20 protein-coding genes are annotated in these 18,425 nt (G+C 69.8%); 13 read left to right on the forward strand and 7 right to left on the reverse strand.

The window, feature by feature from the left end:
• The first annotated feature begins 274 nt into the window (after positions 1–274).
• Together WS92_RS14530 and WS92_RS14535 are read left to right on the forward strand one after the other, a co-directional pair.
• Entirely contained in the window at positions 275–745 is a 471-nt protein-coding gene (locus tag WS92_RS14530) for a YjjA family protein (protein WP_015601045.1), read from the forward strand.
• A 169-nt stretch (positions 746–914) separates the two neighbouring features.
• Positions 915–1,280: a TonB family protein gene (locus WS92_RS14535; RefSeq protein WP_059931261.1), complete on the forward strand. Its 366-nt coding sequence runs from the start codon at positions 915–917 to the stop codon at positions 1,278–1,280.
• Positions 1,281–1,454: 174 nt separating this feature from the next.
• Here the strand turns inward: WS92_RS14535 and moaC are convergent, their stop codons facing one another.
• Positions 1,455–1,949, reverse strand: a complete 495-nt coding sequence (gene moaC / locus WS92_RS14540) for a cyclic pyranopterin monophosphate synthase MoaC (RefSeq protein ID WP_009911355.1) — start codon at positions 1,947–1,949, stop codon at positions 1,455–1,457.
• A 150-nt stretch (positions 1,950–2,099) separates the two neighbouring features.
• Here moaC and WS92_RS14545 point away from each other — a divergent pair, with 150 nt between their 5' ends.
• The gene (locus WS92_RS14545; protein ID WP_059931263.1) at positions 2,100–3,818 is read left to right on the forward strand and encodes a M48 family metalloprotease; all 1,719 of its coding nucleotides are present in this window, start codon (positions 2,100–2,102) and stop codon (positions 3,816–3,818) included.
• Positions 3,819–3,954: 136 nt separating this feature from the next.
• Here the strand turns inward: WS92_RS14545 and WS92_RS14550 are convergent, their stop codons facing one another.
• From WS92_RS14550 to WS92_RS14575, 6 genes are all read right to left on the reverse strand, one after another.
• The gene (locus tag WS92_RS14550) at positions 3,955–4,569 is read right to left on the reverse strand and encodes a DUF2946 family protein (protein ID WP_006024696.1); all 615 of its coding nucleotides are present in this window, start codon (positions 4,567–4,569) and stop codon (positions 3,955–3,957) included.
• Positions 4,562–5,596 carry a hydrolase gene (locus tag WS92_RS14555; RefSeq protein ID WP_059931265.1) on the reverse strand — a complete coding sequence of 345 codons (1,035 nt, stop codon included), beginning with the start codon at positions 5,594–5,596 and terminating at the stop codon, positions 4,562–4,564. The genes WS92_RS14550 and WS92_RS14555 overlap by 8 nt, the downstream gene beginning before the upstream one ends.
• Positions 5,597–5,615: 19 nt before the next feature.
• Positions 5,616–6,062 (reverse strand): nuclear transport factor 2 family protein, encoded by a 447-nt coding sequence (locus tag WS92_RS14560; protein ID WP_006024698.1) that lies wholly within the window; start codon positions 6,060–6,062, stop codon positions 5,616–5,618.
• A 132-nt stretch (positions 6,063–6,194) separates the two neighbouring features.
• The gene (waaF, locus tag WS92_RS14565; RefSeq protein WP_006024699.1) at positions 6,195–7,235 is read right to left on the reverse strand and encodes a lipopolysaccharide heptosyltransferase II; all 1,041 of its coding nucleotides are present in this window, start codon (positions 7,233–7,235) and stop codon (positions 6,195–6,197) included.
• Between the two features lie 127 nt (positions 7,236–7,362).
• Complete coding sequence (locus WS92_RS14570; protein ID WP_004197553.1) at positions 7,363–7,560, reverse strand: zinc-finger domain-containing protein; 198 nt, start codon at positions 7,558–7,560, stop codon at positions 7,363–7,365.
• A 67-nt stretch (positions 7,561–7,627) separates the two neighbouring features.
• Positions 7,628–8,551 (reverse strand): branched-chain amino acid transaminase, encoded by a 924-nt coding sequence (locus tag WS92_RS14575; RefSeq protein WP_009911362.1) that lies wholly within the window; start codon positions 8,549–8,551, stop codon positions 7,628–7,630.
• Positions 8,552–8,774: 223 nt separating this feature from the next.
• On the opposite strand from WS92_RS14575, the gene WS92_RS14580 reads away from it, so the two are divergent.
• The 10 genes from WS92_RS14580 to WS92_RS14620 all read left to right on the forward strand — a co-directional run bounded on the left by WS92_RS14580 (position 8,775) and on the right by WS92_RS14620 (position 18,355).
• Complete coding sequence (locus WS92_RS14580) at positions 8,775–9,524, forward strand: AzlC family ABC transporter permease (RefSeq protein WP_006024701.1); 750 nt, start codon at positions 8,775–8,777, stop codon at positions 9,522–9,524.
• Positions 9,521–9,844, forward strand: a complete 324-nt coding sequence (locus WS92_RS14585; RefSeq protein WP_059931267.1) for an AzlD domain-containing protein — start codon at positions 9,521–9,523, stop codon at positions 9,842–9,844. Before WS92_RS14580 ends, WS92_RS14585 begins: the two co-directional genes overlap by 4 nt.
• 286 nt (positions 9,845–10,130) lie before the next feature.
• Positions 10,131–11,324 (forward strand): phosphoglycerate kinase, encoded by a 1,194-nt coding sequence (locus WS92_RS14590; RefSeq protein ID WP_059931269.1) that lies wholly within the window; start codon positions 10,131–10,133, stop codon positions 11,322–11,324.
• Between the two features lie 28 nt (positions 11,325–11,352).
• The gene (locus WS92_RS37185; protein ID WP_082743648.1) at positions 11,353–11,631 is read left to right on the forward strand and encodes a hypothetical protein; all 279 of its coding nucleotides are present in this window, start codon (positions 11,353–11,355) and stop codon (positions 11,629–11,631) included.
• Positions 11,610–13,046 (forward strand): pyruvate kinase, encoded by a 1,437-nt coding sequence (gene pyk / locus WS92_RS14595; protein WP_009911366.1) that lies wholly within the window; start codon positions 11,610–11,612, stop codon positions 13,044–13,046. The genes WS92_RS37185 and pyk overlap by 22 nt, the downstream gene beginning before the upstream one ends.
• 282 nt (positions 13,047–13,328) lie before the next feature.
• Complete coding sequence (gene fba / locus WS92_RS14600) at positions 13,329–14,393, forward strand: class II fructose-bisphosphate aldolase (RefSeq protein WP_009911367.1); 1,065 nt, start codon at positions 13,329–13,331, stop codon at positions 14,391–14,393.
• Positions 14,394–14,582: 189 nt separating this feature from the next.
• Positions 14,583–15,473: a phosphoribosylaminoimidazolesuccinocarboxamide synthase gene (locus WS92_RS14605; protein ID WP_059931271.1), complete on the forward strand. Its 891-nt coding sequence runs from the start codon at positions 14,583–14,585 to the stop codon at positions 15,471–15,473.
• Between the two features lie 35 nt (positions 15,474–15,508).
• Positions 15,509–16,027, forward strand: coding sequence for a 5-(carboxyamino)imidazole ribonucleotide mutase (gene purE, locus WS92_RS14610; protein ID WP_006024709.1), 519 nt, complete (start codon positions 15,509–15,511; stop codon positions 16,025–16,027).
• A gap of 94 nt (positions 16,028–16,121) precedes the next feature.
• Complete coding sequence (locus WS92_RS14615) at positions 16,122–17,318, forward strand: 5-(carboxyamino)imidazole ribonucleotide synthase (RefSeq protein WP_015600949.1); 1,197 nt, start codon at positions 16,122–16,124, stop codon at positions 17,316–17,318.
• An 11-nt stretch (positions 17,319–17,329) separates the two neighbouring features.
• On the forward strand, positions 17,330–18,355 hold the full coding sequence (locus WS92_RS14620; RefSeq protein WP_059931273.1) for an L-threonylcarbamoyladenylate synthase: 1,026 nt from the start codon (positions 17,330–17,332) through the stop codon (positions 18,353–18,355).
• Positions 18,356–18,425: the final 70 nt, after the last annotated feature.

An 18,425-nucleotide genomic window follows, 5' to 3' on the forward strand; every position in this document is an offset into this window, starting at 1 on the left:
AACGCGTCGCTCGATCGAGAAACCGCCGCATGCGGCGGCACGGCCTTGCCGCTACGGACGACCGACGCGAGCAATCGCAGCAAGACCACGGCTGGAAATCGCCGCGAGCATCCCGCCTCGCCGCCGCCTCATGGCAGATGACGTTAACCAGTGTTAAATCTCGCCGCATTCGCGCCTCGCCAGCCGCCGCGAGCGGATGCGCGCGATGTCGTTCGGGTATGCTTGGGCGCGGTATCCATCGACCGGACCGATTTCCTGCCCTGAGAGAAAGCCCATGAAAACGCGTACTCATCGTATTGCCGCAGCAGGCATCCTGGTTGCCAGCATCCTGTCGTTTTCGACCGCGCATGCGCAACTCGGCGATTTTCTCAAGCAAGGCGCCGACGCCGGCAACGGCGCGGGCGGTATCGCCGGCGCGCTCGGCAATCTCGGCGGCGCCGGCGGCGCGGCGTCGGCCGGCGCGCTGCTGACGCCCGGCAGCACCGGTAACGTCGCGGGCCTGCTGCAGTTCTGCATCAAGAACAACTATCTCGGCGACGGCGGCGCATCGTCGGTCAAGGATGCGCTGATGAGCAAGCTGGGCGGCGGCGTCACGTCGGACAGCGCATATGCGAGCGGCGCGAACGGGATTCTCGATGCCGGCAACGGCCGTACGCTCGATCTGGCCGGCGGGCAAAGCTTCAAGCAGCAGTTGACGAAGCAGGTGTGCGACAAGGTGTTGTCGCAAGCGAAGTCGCTGTTGTAAGCGCTGTCGGCAGAACGCGGCGAACGCCTGGGACCGCGCGCGGCGCCCGACACCGGCGCTCCGCGCGGACGAAACATCCACGAGTAACGGGGTGCGGAATCGCACGGCGGCGCGTGACGCGCATGCTGTCGATTCGCGCGACGGACGCTGTAGACGGACCGCAACGAACATGAAGACCTACTCGACGTACCTGGCGCTTCCCCTTGCCGCGTCGCTGTTCGCCGGCTGTGCGGCGTTCGCGCCGCGCGATGCGGCGAAGCTCGAATGCACGATGCCCGTCGCGGCATATCCGGAGAATGCGAAGCCGCTCGAGCGCCGGGCGACCGTACTCGTGCGCGCGATGATCACGGCGTCGGGCAACACGGAGAACGTCACGGTGACGACGAGCAGCCGGAACGCCGCGGCGGACCGTGCGGCGGTCGACGCGATGTCGAAGATCGCATGCTCGCAGACGCCCGCGCGCGGCGGCGAGCCGTATCCGTTCACGCTGACGCGGCCGTTCGTGTTCGAGCCGCAGGCGAGGGCGTCGCGGTGACGCATGTCGGAGCGCATTGAGCGCGCCGACGCAGGCGGTGACGGGCGAACGACATCCGGCGCTGTCCCGGCTTGGCGCAACCGTCGTTCGAAGCTTCGAGCGCGCTGAACGTCGCGAGCGACGCGTGCGCCTGGACCAGGCCAGGCGCGCGTGATCAGCGGCCGACCGGCCGCATCACGCGCCGGCTTCGTCCGCCTTCCAGTCCCCCGACTTCCCGCCGCGCTTTTCCCGCACGCTCACGTCGGTGATCGTCATTCCGCGATCCACCGCCTTGCACATGTCGTAGACGGTCAGCAGCCCGACCTGCACCGCGGTCAGCGCTTCCATTTCGACGCCCGTGCGCCCGAGCGTCTCGACCTGCGCGCTGCAACGCACGCCGGGCAGCGCGTCGTCGAATTCGAAATCGACCGCGACGCGCGTGAGCGCGAGCGGATGGCAGAGCGGAATCAGATCGGCGGTGCGCTTTGCGCCCTGGATCGCCGCGATTCGCGCGACGCCGAGCACGTCGCCTTTCTTCGCGCGCCCCTCGCGGATCAGCGCGAGCGTGTCGGGCAGCATCCGGATCGCGCCGCGCGCCACCGCGATGCGCTTCGTTTCCTGCTTGCCGCCGACGTCGACCATGTGCGCATGGCCGGCGGCGTCGAAGTGGGTGAATCCTGATCCAGACATGTCGTGCTCCGTTAGAGGGCGTCTATCATAGCAGCGCGGCTCGCCTGCCCGTCCGGCGCGCTTCGGCGTCGCGCGAGCGGAGGCCGGCGCGCCGTTACAATGACGCAGCCCCATCGAGCCATTACGCCACGGCCGCCCAGATCCTTGTCCATGCGCGTCAAATCGTCGTTTGCCGTTTTGTTGTCCGCGGCGCTCGCCCTGCCGCCCGGCGGCCACGCGCAGTCGCGCGGCGATGCGCCGCCGCTCGAGCCCGCGCGCTCCACCGGCGCTGCGGACGCCGCGCTGCTCACGCGAGACGCGCTGTCCATCATGCCGTCCGGCATCGCGGCCGGCGTGTTCGGCACGTATGGCGGCGCGGACAGCCGGCTCGCCGATCCGGCGTCGGGCACGCCCAGTTTGCGCGCGCCGCTTCGCTCGCTGCAACTGCCGGATCTCGGCGACGGCTCGGGCGGCTCTCTGACGCCGCAGGCGGAGCGCCGTCTCGGCGAGCGCGTGATGCGCGAGGTGCGCCGCGACCCCGACTACCTCGACGACTGGCTCGTGCGCGACTACCTGAATTCGGTCGCGACGAAGCTTTCGGCGGCGGCCGCCGCGCAGTTCATCGGCGGCTACATGCCCGATTTCGATCTGTTCGCGATGCGCGATCCGCAGATCAACGCGTTCTCGCTGCCGGGCGGCTTCATCGGAATCAACAGCGGGCTCGTCGCGGCGACGCAGACGGAGTCCGAGCTCGCGTCGGTGATCGGCCACGAGATGGGGCACGTGCTGCAGCGGCACATCGCGCGGATGATCAGCGCAAGCGAGAAGAGCGGCTACGCGGCGCTCGCGACGATGCTGTTCGGCGTGCTCGCTGGCATTCTCGCGCGCAGCGGCGATCTTGGCAGCGCGATCGCGATGGGCGGCCAGGCGTTCGCGGTCGACAGCCAGCTTCGGTTCTCGCGCTCGGCCGAGCGCGAGGCGGATCGCGTCGGCTTTCAACTGCTCGCGGGCGCCGGCTACGATCCGTATGGCATGCCGGGCTTCTTCGAGCGGCTCGAGCGCGCGTCGATGGGCGACGCGGGCGTGCCCGCGTATGCGCGCACGCACCCGCTGACGGGCGAGCGGATCGCCGACATGGACGATCGCGCGCGGCGCGCGCCGTACCGGCAGCCGCGACAGTCGTCGGAATACGGCTTCGTGCGCGCGCGCCTGCGGATGCTGCAGAACCGCTCGCCGACCGATTACGCGAACGAGGTGCGGCGGATGCGCGCGGAGCTCGACGACAGGGTCGCGCCGAACGTCGCGGCGAACTGGTACGGGATCGCACTCGGCGAGATGCTGGGCGGCCGCTACGGCGACGCGGACCGCGCGCTCGCCGCGGCGCGCGACGCCCTCATGCGCACGGCCGCGCGCGAGGGCGAGGCGGCGCGCACTTCGCCGAGCCTCGACGTGCTCGCGGCGGAGATCGCGCGTCGCGCCGGCCGCGCGGACGACGCGGTGCGGCTCGCCGCCGCCGCGCAAGCGCGCTGGCCGGGCTCGCACGCGGCAATCGCCGCGCATCTGCAGGCGCTCCTTGCCGCGCGGCGCTACGGGCAGGCGCAGACGCTCGCGCAATCCGAAGCGCGCGCCGATTCCGGCCAGCCCGACTGGTGGAACTATCTCGCGCAGGCGAGCCGCGGCCAGGGCGACGCGGTCACGCAGCGCCGCGCGCTCGCGGAGAAGTTCGCGCTCGAAGGCGCGTGGCCGTCGGCGATCCGGCAGTTGCGCGAGGCGCGCGACCTCAAGTCGGCCAGCTTCTACGAGCAGTCGATCATCAGCGCGCGGCTGCACGAGTTCGAGGCGCGCTACAAGGAAGAGCGGGAAGAGGACAAGGATAACCGGCGCGGGTGACGCGCGGCGCGGAAGAGTCCGAGGAATCGGAAGAAGCCGAAGAGCCAGACGCATCGGCCGAAGCAGACGAAGCAGACGAAGCGCCGACGCAAAGCACGGCGCGCGGTTCAGCCGCCATCGGCCATCGCGCGCCGCGTCAGCCCGCCGCCCGCCCTCCCGCGCGCGCGGCCGGGCTTGCGACGAACCCGAACCGCTGCGCGACGTCGTCGCGCCGGATCGGCTCGAGCGGCAGATCGACGCCGCCGCCGAGATGCAGCACGCCGTGCGCGCCGTCGTCATCGAGGTCGGCGCAATCGGCGAAGAGCGCCAGATCGTGATCGTGCAGCGCGGCGACGCGCGGCGGCGTTGCGCGGTCGGCGAACAGCACGCCGCCCGCGTCGTCGAGCCAGGCGCTCGCCGGCTCGAACGCGCGGCCGGTGTGGTCGGTCAGCGCGACGCGCGCCGGATCGTCATGATCGTGACGGCCGTCGCGATCGGCCGCGAGCCGGACGATCCACGGCGTATACGCCAGTTCGACGTACACGCGCTGCGGCCCGTTCTGGAAGAACCACTGGCCATCTTCGTCGCGCTCGTAATTGCGGGCGATGAAGTCGACGAGCGCCGGGTGCCGCACGGGCGAGCCGAGCGCGCCCGCCGCCTGCGCGGCGTCGTCGCGCATCCGCCAGCCGCCGCGCCGGTCGAGCAGCAGCCATCCGGTGCAGTGCGGAACGTTCGGCCACTTGGCGAGCGCCTGTTTGACGATGTCATCCATGATCGGTGAAGCGTGAGCAGAATTCGAAGATGCGCGCGGGCAGCCAGTCGATGCGCCCGGGGAACGGGCCCGTCATGAAGCCCGCGTGGCCGCCGTGCTCGGGCTGGTCGAGCACGACCGCGCGCGACACGTCGCGCGGGCCGGGCAGCGCCGACGCCGGCAGGAACGGATCGTTGCGCGCGTTGAGGATCAGCGTCGGCACGTCGATCGCCGCGAGGAGCGGGCGCGTGGTCGCCTGCGTCCAGTAATCGTTCGCGTCGACGAAGCCGTGCAGCGGCGCGGTGACGATATCGTCGAAGTCGTGCATCGTGCGCGCGGCGAGCATCGCGTGCCTGTCGAAGAGCCCCGGATACTGGTCGAGCTTCACGAGCGCCTTCAGCTTGAGCGTCTTCAGGAAGCTGCGCGTGTAGACCATCGAGAAGCCTTGCGACAGCGCGCGGCCGCCCGCGTGGACGTCGATCGGCGTCGACACCGCCGAGGCCGCCGCGACGATCGACGTATCGCTGCGCCGTTCGCCGAGCCAGCGCAGCAGCACGTTGCCGCCGAGCGACACGCCGACCGCGACGAGCGGCCCGCGATGGCTTTTCGCGAGCCGCCGCAGGATCCAGTCGACTTCGGCGCTGTCGGCGAGGTGATAGAAGCGCGGCATCCGGTTCATCTCGCCGCTGCAACTGCGGAAGTGCGGGACGACGCCGTGCCAGCCGCGCTCGCGGGCGGCCGCCATCAGCACGCGCGCGTAATGCGAATCGGAGCTGCCTTCGAGGCCGTGGAACAGCACGGCGAGCGGCGCGCCCGGCTCGGGCGCCGCGCCCGCCGCCGGCGCGAGCCAGTCGACGTCGATGAAGTCGCCGTCGGGCGTGTCCCAGCGCTCGCGCCGGTATTCGACGTCGGGCCGGCGCGCGAAGAGGGCGGGGACGATCGTCTGCGCGTGGCTCGTCGGCAGCCAGAGCGGCGCGCGGTAGAGGGACGAGGCTGCCGGGGGGGCGGTCTCGTCGGCAGCGGGAAGCGGGGGGAGTGCGGTGCTCATCGCTGCGAACGCCCGTTGCTCAGTGGAGCGGCCCCTGCGCGTGGCGGATCTTCGCGGCGAACTGCGTCGCCGTCTGCTCGGGGATCGGGCTCGCGTGGATGTGGGCGATCCGCCATTCGCCGCGCTCGTGGATCATCACGTAGGTCGTGAACACCATCTGCGGCTCGGCGGTGAGATCGGCCTGCTGGTGCGCTTCCGCGACCGTGTAGACGACGGTGCCGAGGCTGTCGTAGACGCGGATGTCGAGCGGCTCGATCGTGACGGGCTGTGTCGACAGCCGCGCGCCGAACCCGCTTCGGATCTGCTCGAGGCCGTGCAGGTGCGTGCCGTCCGACCAGATGCAACTGGCGAAGTCCTCGTCGATCCAGAGGACCATCAGCGCGTCGAGGTTGGCGTCGGCGATTGCCTGGTAGTACGCGTTCAGCGTATCGGCGGCGGCTTCGAAGAGGCGGGCAAAACGTGGCATCGGGTCTATCTCTCGCGCGCGGCGCGCGCCGTTTCATCGTGGCGGCCTCGTCGTCGACGGGGCCGCCCGCTCAAGCGGTGAGTCGGGTGCGGGTGCGCGGGCGCGCGACGGGCGGCCGCGCGGCCGCGGGCGTCAGCGCTGTCCGACGAGCATCCCGCGCAAATCGCCGAACACCTGCTCCGGGCTCAGCTCGCGCAGGCATTTCAGATGGCCGAGCGGGCATTCGCGTTCGAAGCAGGGACTGCATTCGAGATGCAGCCATTGTACCTTTGCCAGCTCCGACAGCGGCGGGGTATGACGCGGATCGGTCGAGCCGTAGAGCGCGACGAGCGGCCGGCGCAGCGCCGCCGCGACGTGCATCAGCCCGGAATCGTTGGTGACGACCGCGTTCGCGCGCGCGATCAGCGCGCACGCCTCGGTGAGCGAGGTCTGGCCGCAGAGGCTGCGCACGTTCGGCGCGCGCTCGGCGATCGCCTGTGCGGCCGCTGCGTCCTTCGGCGAGCCGAGCGCGACGATCTGCGTATACGGAAAGGACTGGCTCACGCTCTGCGCGAGCGCGGCGAAATGCTCGGGCGGCCAGCGCTTCGCCGGGCCGTACTCGGCGCCCGGGCAGAACACGACGAGCGGCTTGCGCGTGTCGAGGTTGAAGCGCGCGGAGACGCGCGCCGTCTCGTTCAGGTCCGCTTCGAGCCGCGGCGGCGGCAGCGTCTGGAGCGATTCGGGCAGCTTCGCGCCGGGCGCGTATGCAAGCGCCGCGTAATGTTGGGCCATCGGCGCGCGCGTGTCGCGCGCCTTGCCCGGATTCGCGTGCCGCACGTTCAGGAGCATGTAGCGATGCTCGCCCGTGTAGCCGACCCGAAGCGGGATGCCGGCGAGCCACGGGATCAGCGCGGATTTCAGCGAGTTCGGCAGCACGTACGCGGCGTCGTAGCCGAGCTCGCGCAGATCGCTCGCGAGCTGCCAGCGGTGCAGCATCTGCAGCTTGCCGTGCGCGAGCTCGGTCGCGTGGACATCGTGGATCTCGGGCATCCGCTCCAGCACGGGCGCGACCCACGTGGGCGCCACGGCGTCGATGACGATGCGGGGATGCAGTTTCTTCAGCAGCGCGAAAAGCGGCTGCGCCATCAATGCGTCACCGATCCAGTTCGGTGCGATTACCAACGCGCGACGCATCAGGTCGATTTCCGATGTCGTAATGAAGCGCGACGCTCGTGCGCCGCGCTCGGGTTGCGGGGGAGGGGCGGCGGCGCGCACCGGACGGCCGGTGCGCGCCGCGTCGGGCGGCGAAGCCGCCGCGCGCTCAATGGTGGCCGCGCAGCACTTCGCCGTCGCGCAGCTTGTAGCGCGTGCCGCAGTACGGGCAGCGCGCCTCGCCGTGCGAGACGTCGATGAACACGCGCGGGTGCGCGCTCCAGCGCGGCATCGCGGGATTCGGGCAGTAAGCGGGCAGATCCTTGGCCGTCAGTTCGATGAGCGGCATTTCCTTGATTTCACTCATGGGGCTTTCTCGTTATGGCGATGGCGAGCGGCGCGCGCCGGCGTTGCGCCGCGCGCCGCATTCGGGCTCAGATCTTCGTGAGCCAGTCCGCGTGCTTCGCGCTCTTGCCGTTGACGACGTCGAAGAACGCGCTTTGCAGCTTTTCGGTGATCGGGCCGCGCGCGCCGCTGCCGATCGTGCGGTTGTCGAGCTCGCGGATCGGCGTGACTTCGGCCGCGGTGCCGGTGAAGAACGCTTCGTCGGCCGTATAGACCTCGTCGCGCGTGATGCGCTTCTCGATCACTTCGATTCCGGCTTCCTTCGCGAGCGTGATGACCGTGTCGCGCGTGATGCCGTCGAGGCACGACGCGAGATCCGGCGTGTAGAGCTTGCCGCGGTTCACGAGGAAGAAGTTCTCGCCGGAGCCTTCGGACACGTAGCCGTCGACGTCGAGCAGGAGCGCCTCGTCGTAGCCGTCGGCCGTCGCTTCCTGGTTCGCGAGGATCGAGTTCACGTACCAGCCGGACGCCTTCGCGCGCACCATCGATACGTTCACGTGATGGCGCGTGAACGACGAGGTCTTCACGCGGATGCCTTTCGCGAGGCCCTCCTCGCCGAGGTACGCGCCCCACGGCCACGCGGCGATCGCGACGTGGATCGTGTTGCCCTTGGCCGACACGCCGAGCTTCTCCGAGCCGATCCAGATGATCGGGCGCAGGTAGCACGACTCGAGCTTGTTCTCGCGCACGACGTCGCGCTGCGCGGCCTCGAGCGTTTCCTGGTCGAACGGCACGTCCATCTGGAAGATCTTCGCCGAGTTCAGCAGGCGCTTCGTGTGCTCCTTCAGGCGGAAGATCGCCGTGCTGCCGTCGGCCGTCTTGTACGCGCGCACGCCCTCGAAGACGCCCATGCCGTAATGCAGCGTGTGGGTCAGCACGTGGATCTTGGCGTCGCGCCATTCGATCAGCTTGCCGTCCATCCAAATCTTGCCGTCGCGATCGGCCATTGACATAGGTCTTCTCCTGGTGGATGCGGGGATGCGCAGAAAGGGCGCGCGGCGGCTCGAAACCGCGCCGCGTCGCAAAAGGGCTCATTTTAGCGTTTTTGTACGCGCAACGGTCGGTACGGCAGAGTCCGGCGCTATAATCGACGCGCAATCTGCGTGAAAAAATAACGGGCGGCGGCGCGCGATGCGCGCGAGCGGTCCGGCTTTTCGCCTTCGCGGCGCCTCCTCGATGCTCGCTCGCCTCTCCGCCACCGACCGTTTCGCCCTCGCCCAGGGCTTCCGCGACTTTTCCCCGACGCTGATGGCGATCCTGTCGTGGGGCCTCGTCACCGGCATCGCGATGAGCAAGTCGGTGCTGACGACGGGGCAGGCGCTCGGCATGTCGATCCTCGTCTACGCGGGCTCGTCGCAGCTCGCGGTGCTGCCGCTCTTCGCCGCGAAGCTGCCGGTCTGGACGATTCTCCTGACGGCCGCGATGGTCAACATGCGCTTCGTGATCTTCAGCGCGGGGCTCGCACCCCATTTCTCATATCTGCCGCTGTGGCGGCGGCTCGCGATCGGCTATTTCAACGGCGACGTGATCTACCTGCTGTTCCAGAAGCAGGGCTTCGCGGCGGGCCACGTGCCCGGCAAGGAGGCGTACTTCTGGGGGATGGCGCTCACGAGCTGGCTTGCATGGCAGGCGTCGTCGCTCGTCGGCATCGCGCTCGCGAGCGCGTTTCCCGACAGTTGGGGGCTCGCGCTCGCCGGCACGCTCGCGCTGATTCCGATCATGGTGTCGGCGATCGCGAACCGCTCGACGCTCACGGCCGTCGCGGTGGCGGGGGGCGTGTCGCTCGTCGCGTTCGAGCTGCCGTACCGGCTCGCGCTGCCGCTCGCGGTGGTCGCGGCGCTTGCGGCGGGCAGCGTCGCCGACTGGTTCGTCGAGCGCGCCGACTGGCGGCGCATCCGGGCGGCGCGCACGGAGGACGCCGAATGAGCGGCTGGCAAGTCTGGCTCGCGATCGCCGGGATGACGCTCGTCACCGCGATCACGCGCGCGTTCTTTCTCGCCGGCGGCGAGCGCACGGTGCTGCCCGAGCGCGTGCAGCGCTCGCTGCGCTACGCGCCCGCCGCGGCGCTCGTCGCGGTCGTGCTGCCCGACGTGCTGGAGACGCCCGAAGGCATCTCGTTCGCGCTGTCGAACCACGATTTCTACGCGGCGGCGGCGGGCCTCGCGTGGTTCCTGTGGCGGCGAAGCATGCTCGGCACGATCGTCGTCGGGATGCTCGTGTTCACCGCGCTGCGGGTCCTGTTCTGACCGGTTCCGGCACGGTCGCCCGGCATGCCGGGCGGGCTGCCGCGGCATGCGCGCCGCAACGGCGCGCAATGCTGCGAAATAACAGGAATTCGGCGGGAATTCAGCAGGATTTCGCCGCGCGGCGGGGCAGCGCGCCGGGCGGATCGGCTAGAATGACCCCTTCCGGAATTTTTTCGCGCGCGCCGCGCGGGCCCTGCCGCGCAAAGCCGGCGGGCCGCGCAAGGCGCCCGGCGCGGCGGCGCCGCGCGCGTCGAACCGCCTTCCTTCATCAACCTCCATCAGTCCCATGAGCCAAGTAAAGCGTCTTACCGACCTGATCGCCGAAGGCAAGCTCTCCGGCAAACGTGTGTTCATCCGCGCCGATCTGAACGTGCCGCAGGACGATCACGGCAACATCACCGAAGACACGCGCGTGCGCGCGTCGGTGCCCGCGATCGAGGCGGCGCTCGACGCGGGCGGGGCCGTGATGGTCACGTCGCACCTCGGCCGCCCGACGGAAGGCGAGTTCAAGCCCGAGGATTCGCTCGCGCCCGTCGCGAAGCGGCTGGCCGAGCTGCTCGGCCGCGACGTGCCGCTCGTCGCGAACTGGGTCGAGAACGGCGTCGAAGTCGCGCCGGGCCAGGTCGTGCTGCTCGAGAACTGCCGCGTGAACAAGGGCGAGAAGAAGAATTCGGACGAGCTCGCGCAGAAGATGGCGAAGCTCTGCGACGTCTACGTGAACGACGCGTTCGGCACCGCGCACCGCGCTGAGGCGACCACGCACGGCATCGCGAAGTACGCCCCCGTCGCGTGCGCGGGCCCGCTGCTCGCCGCCGAGCTCGACGCGCTCGGCAAGGCGCTCGGCAACCCGAAGCGTCCGCTGGTGGCGATCGTCGCGGGCTCGAAGGTGTCGACGAAGCTGACGATCCTGAAGTCGCTCGCGGAGAAGGTCGATCAACTGATCGTCGGCGGCGGCATCGCGAACACGTTCATGCTCGCGGCGGGCCTTGCGATCGGCAAGTCGCTCGCGGAAGCCGATCTCGCCGGCGAGGCGAAGGCGATCATCGACGAGGCGAGGAAGCGCGGCGCGTCCGTGCCGATCCCGACCGACGTCGTCGTCGCGAAAGAGTTCTCGCCGACGGCCGCCGCCACCGTGAAGAAGGTCGCCGACATCGAAGCCGACGACATGATCCTCGACATCGGGCCGGACACCGCGAAGGCGCTCGCCGGCCAGCTCGAGAAGGCGGGCACGATCGTCTGGAACGGCCCCGTCGGCGTGTTCGAGTTCGACCAGTTCGGCAACGGCACGAAGACGCTTGCCGACGCGATCGCGAACTCGGCCGCGTTCTCGATCGCGGGCGGCGGCGACACGCTCGCCGCGATCGCGAAGTACGGGATCCACGACAAGGTCAGCTACATCTCGACGGGCGGCGGCGCGTTCCTCGAATTCCTCGAGGGCAAGAAGCTGCCCGCCGTCGAAGTGCTGGAAACGCGCGCGTAAGCGCGCAGCGCGGGCGGCAGCCGCCCGCGTGACGCCGGCGGGCACGCGCGTTGCGCGCTCCGTCGGGCCGGCGGCTCTCGTCAGGCCGCCGGCGGCGCGCCCGGGGCGGGCGCGCCGGACCCGAATCGACGATGCGGCGCCGGCCGTCCACGCCGGCGCCCGCGGACAAAGCGACGCCGGGCGCACGCACCGGCGCGCGTTCCGAAGCGGCGGCGGCTGGGCCGCGCGGCTTCGGCTCTCGCGGCGGTACATCCAGCGCTTTCACTCAGTCAGACGAGGAGATTCATGCACCGCGCCACCAAGATAGTCGCCACGATCGGCCCGGCATCCAGCTCGCCGGAGGTCCTGTTGCAGATGATGCACGCGGGTCTCGACGTCGTGCGGCTCAATTTCTCGCACGGCTCAGCCGACGATCACCGCGAGCGCGCCGAGATGGTCCGCGAGGCCGCGCGCCGGGTCGGCCGGGAAATCGCGATCATGGCGGACCTGCAGGGGCCGAAGATCCGCGTCGGCAAGTTCGAGGCGGGCAAGACGACGCTCGCTCCCGGCCAGCCGTTCGTTCTCGATGCGACGTGCGAGCTCGGCAACGACGAGCGGGTCGGCCTCGACTACAAGGATCTGCCGCGCGACCTGAAGCCGGGCGACGTGCTGCTGCTCAACGACGGCCTGATCGTGCTGAAGGTCGATCGCGTGCTCGGCGACGAGATTCACACGACCGTCAAGGTGGGCGGCGATCTGTCGAACAACAAGGGGATCAACCGGCAGGGCGGCGGGCTGTCGGCGCCCGCGCTGACCGCGAAGGACATGGAGGACATTCGCACCGCGATGTCGCTCGGCGCGGATCTCGTCGCCGTGTCGTTCCCGAAGAACGCGACCGACATGGAGATGGCGCGCCAGCTCGCGAACATCGCGGGCGCGCCTTACGGCATCAAGCCGAAGATGATCGCGAAGATCGAGCGCGCGGAGGCGATTCCGGCGCTGCAGGAGATTCTCGACGCGTCGGACGGGATCATGGTCGCGCGCGGCGACCTGGCCGTCGAGGTCGGCAACGCGGCCGTGCCCGCGCTGCAGAAGCGGATGATCCGGATGGCGCGCGAGTCGAACAAGCTCGTGATCACCGCGACGCAGATGATGGAATCGATGATCCACGCGCCCGTGCCGACGCGCGCGGAGGTGTCGGACGTCGCGAACGCGGTGCTTGACGGCACCGACGCGGTGATGCTGTCTGCCGAGACGGCGACGGGCAAGTACCCGGCCGTGACGATCGAGGCGATGGCGGCCATCTGCGTCGAGGCGGAGAAATCCGAGCACGTCGAGCTCGACAAGGACTTCCTCGACCGCACGTTCACGCGAATCGACCAGTCGATCGCGATGGGCGCGCTCTTCACCGCGTATCACCTGGGCGCGAAGGCGATCGTCGCGCTGACCGAATCGGGCGCGACGGCGCTCTGGATGTCGCGCCACTACACGCACGTGCCGATCTTCGCGCTGACGCCGCGGGTCGGCAGCGAGCGCACGATGGCGCTCTTTCGCAACGTGACGCCGCTGCACGTCGACTTCGACAGCGACCGCGATTCCGCGCTGCAGCAGGCGCTCGAGCTGATCGTGCGGCGCGGCTACGTCGCGCACGGCGACATGGTCGTGCTGACGGTCGGCGAGCCGATGGGGCAGGCGGGCGGCACGAACACGCTGAAGATCGTGCGCGTCGGCGAGCATTACTGAAGCGGAACGGACGCCCGGCGAGCGCGAGCGCCTGCCGGGCATGCCGCTTGCGCGGGAACGAAAAAGCCGCGGGGGTCCGACGCCCCGCGGCTTTTTCGCTTGAAGGCGGCCTGAAAGACGTAACAAATTGCCAGCGAATCCGCCATTTGGCCTGAATCGGGGGCGCTTCGCGATAAAATGCGGCTATTCGACGCTCGGCCGCGCCGGTCCGCCCGCCTGTCATCCGGGGCGGGCCGTCAAGCGCCGCGTAGGGCGCAAGGTTTTCATTCAAGGAGTACCACAATGCCTCTCGTATCAATGCGTCAACTGCTGGATCACGCAGCGGAGAACGGCTACGGCCTGCCCGCGTTCAACGTGAACAACCTGGAGCAGGTGCAGGCGATCATGGCGGCCGCCGACGAAGTCGGCGCGCCCGTGATCATGCAGGCGTCGGCGGGCGCCCGGAAGTACGCGGGCGAGGCGTTCCTGCGCCACCTGATCGAAGCGGCGGTCGAGTCGTACCCGCACATTCCCGTCGTGATGCACCAGGATCACGGCCAGTCGCCCGCCGTGTGCATGACGGCAATTCGCAGCGGCTTCACGAGCGTGATGATGGACGGCTCGCTCGAGGCCGACGGCAAGACGGTCGCATCGTACGAGTACAACGTCGACGTATCCCGCAAGGTCGTCGAGATGGCGCACTCGATCGGCGTGACGGTCGAGGCCGAGCTCGGCGTGCTCGGCTCGCTCGAGACGATGAAGGGCGACAAGGAAGACGGCCACGGCGCCGAAGGCACGATGACGCGCGAGCAACTGCTGACGGACCCCGAGCAGGCCGCCGACTTCGTCAAGCTCACGCAGTGCGACGCGCTCGCGATCGCGATCGGCACGTCGCACGGCGCGTACAAGTTCACGAAGAAGCCGACGGGCGACATCCTGTCGATCCAGCGGATCAAGGAAATCCACGCGCGCATCCCGAACACGCACCTCGTGATGCACGGCTCGTCGTCGGTGCCGCAAGATCTGCTCGCGGAAATCCGCGAGTTCGGCGGCGACATGAAGGAAACCTACGGCGTGCCCGTCGAGGAAATCCAGGAAGGCATCAAGCATGGCGTGCGCAAGGTCAACATCGACACCGACCTGCGTCTCGCGATCACGGGCGCGATCCGCCGCTACATGTTCGAGAATCCGGGCAAGTTCGACCCGCGCGACTACCTGAAGCCCGCACGCGAAGCGGCGAAGAAGATCTGCGTCGCGCGCTATCTGGCGTTCGGCTGCGAAGGCCAGGCGGCGAAGATCAAGCCGGTGCCGCTCGAGAAGATCGCCGAGAAGTACAAGGCCGGCGCTCTCGCGCAAGTGGTGCGTTGAGTCTGTAGTACGATCTGGCCGGCCCGCGGGCGGGGCGGCCGGATACGCCCGGTCCGGCCCCGAAGCCGGCCGGCCCCGCCGGGCCAAGCCGCCCGGCCGGTTCGCCGAAGTATTGCAAGGCCGCCGTTCCCGCCAGCCGCGGGGAACGGCGTTTCCCTTTTTGTTTGGCTCCTTATCTGCGAAAAGACGATGTCTACCCTCTACGAATCCACGCTGCGCTCGCTGCCGCTTCTCGGTCGCGGCAAGGTCCGCGACAACTACGCGGTCGGCAACGACAAGCTCCTGATCGTCACGACCGATCGCCTGTCGGCGTTCGACGTCATCATGGGCGAGCCGATTCCGAACAAGGGCCGCGTGCTGAACCAGATGGCGAACTTCTGGTTCGACAAGCTCGCGCACATCGTCCCGAACCATCTGACGGGCGTCGCGCCCGAGACGGTCGTCGCCGACGACGAAGTCGGGCAGGTGAAGGGGCGCGCGGTCGTTGTCAAGCGGCTCGAGCCGATCCTCGTCGAGGCGGTCGTGCGCGGCTATCTCGCGGGCAGCGGCTGGAAGGACTACCAGGCGACAGGCAAGGTGTGCGGCGTCGAGCTGCCGGCCGGCCTCTCGAACGCGCAGAAGCTCCCCGAGCCGATCTTCACGCCCGCCGCGAAGGCCGAGATGGGCCATCACGACGAGAACATCTCGTTCGAGGAAACCGAGCGCCGCATCGGCACCGAGCTCGCCGCGACGATCCGCGACATCTCGATCAAGCTGTACAAGGAAGCGGCCGACTACGCGGCGACGCGCGGCATCATCATCGCCGACACGAAGTTCGAATTCGGCCTCGACGAGCACGGCAAGCTGTTCCTGATGGACGAGGCGCTGACGGCCGATTCGTCGCGCTTCTGGCCGGCGGACGAATACCGGGTCGGCACGAATCCGCCGTCGTTCGACAAGCAGTTCGTCCGCGACTGGCTCGAGGCGCAGAACTGGAGCAAGGAGCCGCCCGCGCCGAAGCTGCCCGACGACGTGGTCGCGAAGACGAGCGCGAAGTATCAGGAAGCGCTCGAGCGCATCACGGGCAAGACGCTCGACTGAGCATCGTCCGATTCACCGAAACGAGGAAGCGCACGATGAGCGAAGTCCAGACCGCCCACACGCACAGCGCGCCGCTCGTCGGCGTGCTGATGGGTTCCAGCTCCGACTGGGACGTGATGAAGCACGCCGTCGCGATCCTGCAGGAATTCGACGTGCCGTACGAGGCGAAGGTCGTGTCCGCGCACCGGATGCCCGACGAGATGTTCGATTACGCTCAGAAGGCGCGCGAGCGCGGCCTGCGCGCGATCATCGCGGGCGCGGGCGGCGCCGCGCACCTGCCCGGCATGCTCGCCGCGAAGACGACGGTGCCCGTGCTCGGCGTGCCCGTGGCGAGCAAGTACCTGAAGGGCGTCGATTCGCTGCATTCGATCGTGCAGATGCCGAAGGGCGTGCCGGTGGCGACGTTCGCGATCGGCGAGGCCGGCGCGGCGAACGCGGCGCTTTTCGCGGTGTCGATCCTGGCCGGCACGTCGGTCGACTACGCGAACCGGCTCGCCGCGTTCCGCGTGCGGCAGAACGAGGCCGCGCACGCGATGGCGCTGCCGCCGCTGTGAGGCCGCCGCGCGAGCCGCTTGCAACATCGATCGTCCTGACCGCGGCGGGCGCCGCCGCCCGCCGACACCGACCCCAGGGTCTGTTTTACATATCATGACTGCACTCCCCACCCCGAATTCCCCGATCCTGCCGGGCGCCTGGCTCGGCATGGTCGGCGGCGGCCAGCTCGGCCGCATGTTCTGCTTCGCCGCGCAGGCGATGGGCTACCGCGTCGCCGTGCTCGATCCCGATCCGACGAGCCCCGCGGGCGCCGTCGCGGACAAGCATCTGCGCGCCGCGTACGACGACGAGGCCGCGCTCGCCGAGCTCGCGCAATGGTGCGACGCCGTGTCGACCGAGTTCGAGAACGTGCCCGCCGCGAGCCTCGACTTTCTCGCGCAATCGACGTTCGTCGCGCCCGCCGGCCGATGCGTCGCGATCGCGCAGGACCGGATCGCCGAGAAGCGGTTCATCGCGGCGTCCGGCGTGCCCGTCGCGCCGCACGTCGTGATCGAGTCGCCCGCGCAGCTCGCGGCGCTCGCCGATGCGGATCTCGCCGCGGTGCTGCCCGGCATCCTGAAGACCGCGCGCCTCGGCTACGACGGCAAGGGGCAGGTGCGCGTCGCGACCGTGCGGGAAGCGAGAGACGGGTACGCGTCGCTCGGCGGCGTGCCGTGCGTGCTCGAGAAGCGCCTGCCGCTCAAATACGAAGTGTCGGCGCTGATCGTGCGTGGCGCGGATGGCGCGTCCGCGGTGTTTCCGCTCGCGCAGAACACGCATCACGGCGGCATCCTGTCGCTGACCGTCGTGCCCGCGCCCGCCGCGAACGATGCGCTCGTGCGCGACGCGCAGCAGGCGGCCGTGCGGATCGCCGATTCGCTCGAATACGTCGGCGTGCTGTGCGTCGAGTTCTTCGTGCTCGAGGACGGCTCGCTCGTCGCGAACGAAATGGCGCCGCGGCCGCACAATTCCGGCCACTACACGGTCGATGCGTGCGAGACGAGCCAGTTCGAGCAGCAGGTGCGCGCGATGACGCGGCTGCCGCTCGGCAGCACGCGCCAGCATTCGCCCGCCGCGATGCTCAACGTGCTCGGCGACGTGTGGTTCGCGGACGGCGCGTCGGGCGAGCCCGTCACGCCGCCGTGGGACCGGGTCGCCGCGATGCCGACCGCGCGGCTGCATCTGTACGGCAAGGAAGACGCGCGCGCCGGCCGCAAGATGGGCCACGTGAACTTCACCGCGGCGACGCTCGACGGCGCGGTCGCGGGCGCGACCGCCTGCGCGCGGCTGCTGCGCATTCCGCTCGACTGACGGGGCGCGCGATGTCGAACGATCGACCGATTCCGACCGCCGAGCAGATCGACGAAGCCGCCGGGCTGCTCGATGCGGGCGAGCTCGTCGCGTTTCCGACCGAGACCGTCTACGGGCTCGGCGGCGACGCGCAGAACCCGGCCGCCGTCGCGCGCATTTATGCGGCGAAAGGGCGGCCGGCGAACCATCCGGTGATCGTCCACCTCGCGCCGGGCAGCGATCCGGGCTACTGGGTCGATTCGTTGCCCGCCGACGCGCAAAAGTTGATCGACGCGTTCTGGCCCGGCCCGCTCACGCTGATCCTGAAGCGCGCCGCGCATATTCCGGACGCGGTGAGCGGCGGGCAGGACTCGGTCGGCCTGCGTTGCCCGTCGCATCCGGTCGCGCAGGCGCTGCTGCGCGCGTTCGACGCGCGTCGCGGCGGGCACGGCGGCGTCGCCGCGCCGTCGGCGAACCGCTTCGGCCACGTGAGCCCGACCACCGCGCAGCACGTGCGCGACGAGTTCGGCGATGCCGTCCACGTGCTCGACGGCGGCCCGTCCGACGTCGGGATCGAATCGACGATTCTCGATCTGTCGCGCGGCTTTCCGGCGCTGCTGCGCCCGGGCCAGGTGACGCCGCGGCAGATCGCCGACGTGCTCGGCGTCGCGCCGCGCCTGCCCGACGGCAGCGACGCCGCCGCGCCGCGCGCGTCCGGCACGCTGAAGGCGCATTACGCGCCGCGCACGCCGCTCGCGCTTGCGCCGTTCGAGCGGATCGAGCCGCTGCTCGCGGCCGCGCGCGATGCCGGCGAGCGGGTCGCGCTCGTCGCGCGCGCATCGCGTGCCGGCGCGTGGGCGCACGCGCAGGGCGTGCATTTCGTCGCGGCGCCCGAGGACCCGCAGGTCTACGCGCGCGAGCTCTACGGGCTGTTGCGCGCGCTCGATCGTGCGCAGGTCGCGCGCATTCTCGTCGAGAAGCTGCCGGATACGGCCGAATGGATCGCGGTGAACGACCGGCTCGGCCGTGCGGCGGCTGCGTTCGACGCGCTGGAGTGAACGTGAACGCCGGGCGGCGAGGCGGTTGATTCGGCGGGCCGGCGAAGCCGGGCGTGGCTTCGTTATGCTG

It is taken from the genome of Burkholderia sp. MSMB1588 (assembly GCF_001546925.1).
Taxonomy (GTDB): Bacteria; Pseudomonadota; Gammaproteobacteria; order Burkholderiales; family Burkholderiaceae; genus Burkholderia; species Burkholderia humptydooensis.

Excerpts from the sequence above, each read along its gene's own strand:
- WS92_RS14605 (WP_059931271.1), top strand. The coding sequence starts at position 14,583 with ATGTCTACCCTCTACGAATCCACGCTGCGCTCGCTGCCGCTTCTCGGT.
- WS92_RS14620 (WP_059931273.1), top strand. The coding sequence starts at position 17,330 with ATGTCGAACGATCGACCGATTCCGACCGCCGAGCAGATCGACGAAGCC.
- WS92_RS14550 (WP_006024696.1), bottom strand. The coding sequence starts at position 4,569 with ATGGATGACATCGTCAAACAGGCGCTCGCCAAGTGGCCGAACGTTCCG.
- WS92_RS14575 (WP_009911362.1), bottom strand. The coding sequence starts at position 8,551 with ATGTCAATGGCCGATCGCGACGGCAAGATTTGGATGGACGGCAAGCTG.
- purE (WP_006024709.1), top strand. The coding sequence starts at position 15,509 with ATGAGCGAAGTCCAGACCGCCCACACGCACAGCGCGCCGCTCGTCGGC.
- moaC (WP_009911355.1), bottom strand. The coding sequence starts at position 1,949 with ATGTCTGGATCAGGATTCACCCACTTCGACGCCGCCGGCCATGCGCAC.
- fba (WP_009911367.1), top strand. The coding sequence starts at position 13,329 with ATGCCTCTCGTATCAATGCGTCAACTGCTGGATCACGCAGCGGAGAAC.
- WS92_RS14530 (WP_015601045.1), top strand. The coding sequence starts at position 275 with ATGAAAACGCGTACTCATCGTATTGCCGCAGCAGGCATCCTGGTTGCC.
- waaF (WP_006024699.1), bottom strand. The coding sequence starts at position 7,235 with ATGCGTCGCGCGTTGGTAATCGCACCGAACTGGATCGGTGACGCATTG.
- WS92_RS14590 (WP_059931269.1), top strand. The coding sequence starts at position 10,131 with ATGAGCCAAGTAAAGCGTCTTACCGACCTGATCGCCGAAGGCAAGCTC.
- WS92_RS14560 (WP_006024698.1), bottom strand. The coding sequence starts at position 6,062 with ATGCCACGTTTTGCCCGCCTCTTCGAAGCCGCCGCCGATACGCTGAAC.
- WS92_RS14545 (WP_059931263.1), top strand. The coding sequence starts at position 2,100 with ATGCGCGTCAAATCGTCGTTTGCCGTTTTGTTGTCCGCGGCGCTCGCC.
- pyk (WP_009911366.1), top strand. The coding sequence starts at position 11,610 with ATGCACCGCGCCACCAAGATAGTCGCCACGATCGGCCCGGCATCCAGC.
- WS92_RS14555 (WP_059931265.1), bottom strand. The coding sequence starts at position 5,596 with ATGAGCACCGCACTCCCCCCGCTTCCCGCTGCCGACGAGACCGCCCCC.
- WS92_RS14535 (WP_059931261.1), top strand. The coding sequence starts at position 915 with ATGAAGACCTACTCGACGTACCTGGCGCTTCCCCTTGCCGCGTCGCTG.
- WS92_RS14570 (WP_004197553.1), bottom strand. The coding sequence starts at position 7,560 with ATGAGTGAAATCAAGGAAATGCCGCTCATCGAACTGACGGCCAAGGAT.
- WS92_RS14580 (WP_006024701.1), top strand. The coding sequence starts at position 8,775 with ATGCTCGCTCGCCTCTCCGCCACCGACCGTTTCGCCCTCGCCCAGGGC.
- WS92_RS14615 (WP_015600949.1), top strand. The coding sequence starts at position 16,122 with ATGACTGCACTCCCCACCCCGAATTCCCCGATCCTGCCGGGCGCCTGG.
- WS92_RS14585 (WP_059931267.1), top strand. The coding sequence starts at position 9,521 with ATGAGCGGCTGGCAAGTCTGGCTCGCGATCGCCGGGATGACGCTCGTC.